The 2,128-nt window shown below is 65.6% G+C and carries 2 protein-coding genes and 1 pseudogene; 1 reads left to right on the forward strand and 2 read right to left on the reverse strand.

Translation table 11 applies throughout. The features are described 5' to 3' along the window. Positions 1-747, reverse strand: a pseudogene (locus tag ENZ74_RS30075) (ABC transporter permease); the annotation flags it as partial. After that, positions 747-1,442 carry an ABC transporter ATP-binding protein gene (locus tag ENZ74_RS30080; RefSeq protein ID WP_063169548.1) on the reverse strand — a complete coding sequence of 232 codons (696 nt, stop codon included), beginning with the start codon at positions 1,440-1,442 and terminating at the stop codon, positions 747-749. The gene ENZ74_RS30080 and the pseudogene ENZ74_RS30075, both read right to left, overlap by 1 nt. 88 nt (positions 1,443-1,530) lie before the next feature. Between ENZ74_RS30080 and ENZ74_RS30085 the strand changes: the two genes are divergently transcribed. After that, on the forward strand, positions 1,531-2,128 hold a 598-nt coding region (locus ENZ74_RS30085), incomplete at its 3' end, for an arylesterase (RefSeq protein ID WP_164761321.1).

Below are 2,128 nucleotides of genomic sequence, written 5' to 3' on the forward strand. Positions count from 1 at the left end.
CGTGCGGATCGACCAGCCGGCTTCCGGAAAATCCGTGGCGGCCTGATCCTGGATGGCCTTGAGCCTTGCCTCGTCGGCGTCCGCCGGCAGCCGGATTTTGTAGGCATTCTCGACCAGGCTGCCCGGCTGGATCAGTCCAGTGGCCGCCAACCCTTCGGTCGAGATCATCAGCCTCGGCGCGAAGCCGAAGCCGTCGGACACGGCATCCGGTTCGGCGACCAGCTTGGCGCGCAGTTCGAAAGTAGCGGTGCCGAGCTTCAGCCGGTCGCCAAGCTTGACGTGCAACCGCTCGAACAGAAGATCGGGCGCTGCCGCACCGAAGACGCCGAACTCTTCGCCGAACAGTTCCTGTTTCGACAGCGCCGGCTCGGTCTCCAGCGTGCCATAGAGCGGATAGACATGGTCGACCGCCTTGGCCTCGACCAGCGCCTGGTCGGATCCGTCGGCGAGACGCGCCATCGAACGCATGCTGGCGGTCCGCGAAACCGTGCCGAGCCCGTCAAGGAAGCTGCGCTCCGCCTGACTGGCGTCACGCTGGTTGATCTGGAAGCGAAGATCGCCGCCAAGCAGCGTCTGGCCCTGATTGGCGACACCGGCGGTGATCGAACGCGCCACCGAGTTGACGCCGCCGATGGCCGCGACGCCGAGCGCGATGCAGGCGAGGAAGATCAGGAAACCGGACAGGCCGCCGCGCATCTCGCGCAGCGAGAAGCGGACAGCGAGCCTCAACGTCCGGGACAGCGGCATCAGGCCGTCACCTTGACCGGCGCCGGTGCCTCGATCCGGCCCGAGTGCATCGAAACCTGGCGCGAACAGCGTGCCGCGAGCGCCGGATCATGCGTCACCAGCACCAGCGTCATGCCGCGCTCGGCCGCCTTCGCAAACAGGAGGTCGGCGACCTGCCGCCCGGTCGCCTGGTCCAGATTGCCGGTCGGCTCGTCGGCGATCAGGATGCGCGGCGACGGCGCCAATGCGCGGGCGATCGCCACGCGCTGCTGCTCGCCGCCCGACAATTCGCCGGGATAGTGGGTGACGCGGTCGCTGAGGCCAACCGCCGCCAGCTCGCGCGCCGCCACCGCGAACGGATCGGAATGGCCGGCCAGTTCCAGCGGCACCGCGACATTTTCGAGCGCCGTCATGTTGGGAATGAGATGGAAGGACTGGAACACGATGCCAATGTTTCGGCCACGAAACGAAGCAATCTGGTCCTCGCTTTTGCCGTTGAGCAGCTCGCCGGCGATTCGGACCGTACCCGAATCGACCCTTTCCAGGCCTGCCAGGACCATCAGCAAGGTCGACTTGCCGGAACCCGAAGGTCCGACGATGCCGGTCGCCTCGCCGGTCGCCACGTCGAGGCTCACCCCCTTCAGCACATGGACCGATGAAGCGCCCTCGCCAAGGGTCAGGGACACGTCTTTCAGCGCGATGACGGCTTCTGTCAAAATGAAATCGTCCTATATCTGGGAATGAAGGCTCTGCTTGCCGGAAGCCGTCGACTGGAGAATTCCTAGCTCATATGGGGCCTGCCGCATGTCTTTCAAACGCAGTATTGCCGCAGGCTTCGTGGTTTTCCTCGCCATTTGCGGCGTCATGTCGTCGGCGCGTGCCGAGCCGTTCAAGATCGTCGGCTTCGGTGACAGCCTGATGGCGGGCTATGGCCTTGGACCCGACCAGGGCTTTACCGACAGGCTGCAGGCAGCGCTTGGCGCCAAAGGCCACGACGTGACCGTCGCCAATGCCGGCGTCTCCGGCGACACGACGAGCGGCGGCCTGGCGCGGCTTGACTGGTCGGTGCCGGACGGCACGCAGCTGGTCATCCTCGAACTCGGCGCCAACGACATGCTGCGCGGCGTCTCGCCCGACATCACCAAAAAGAACCTCGACGAGATGCTGAGCAAGCTGAAGCAGCGCAAGATTGCCGTGCTTCTGGCCGGCATGCGCGCCGCACCCAATCTCGGTCCCGACTACCAGAGCGCCTTCGACGCCATTTTCCCGGACCTGGCGAAGAAATACGACGTCGCGCTCTACCCGTTCTTTCTCGACGGCGTCGCCGGCCAGCCCGGCATGCAGCTCGAGGACGGCCTGCATCCGAGCGCACGAGGCGTCGACCAGATGGTCGAACGCATCC

It is taken from the genome of Mesorhizobium sp. M7A.F.Ca.CA.002.15.2.1, assembly GCF_003998715.1.
GTDB classification, from domain to species: Bacteria; Pseudomonadota; Alphaproteobacteria; order Rhizobiales; family Rhizobiaceae; genus Mesorhizobium; species Mesorhizobium ciceri.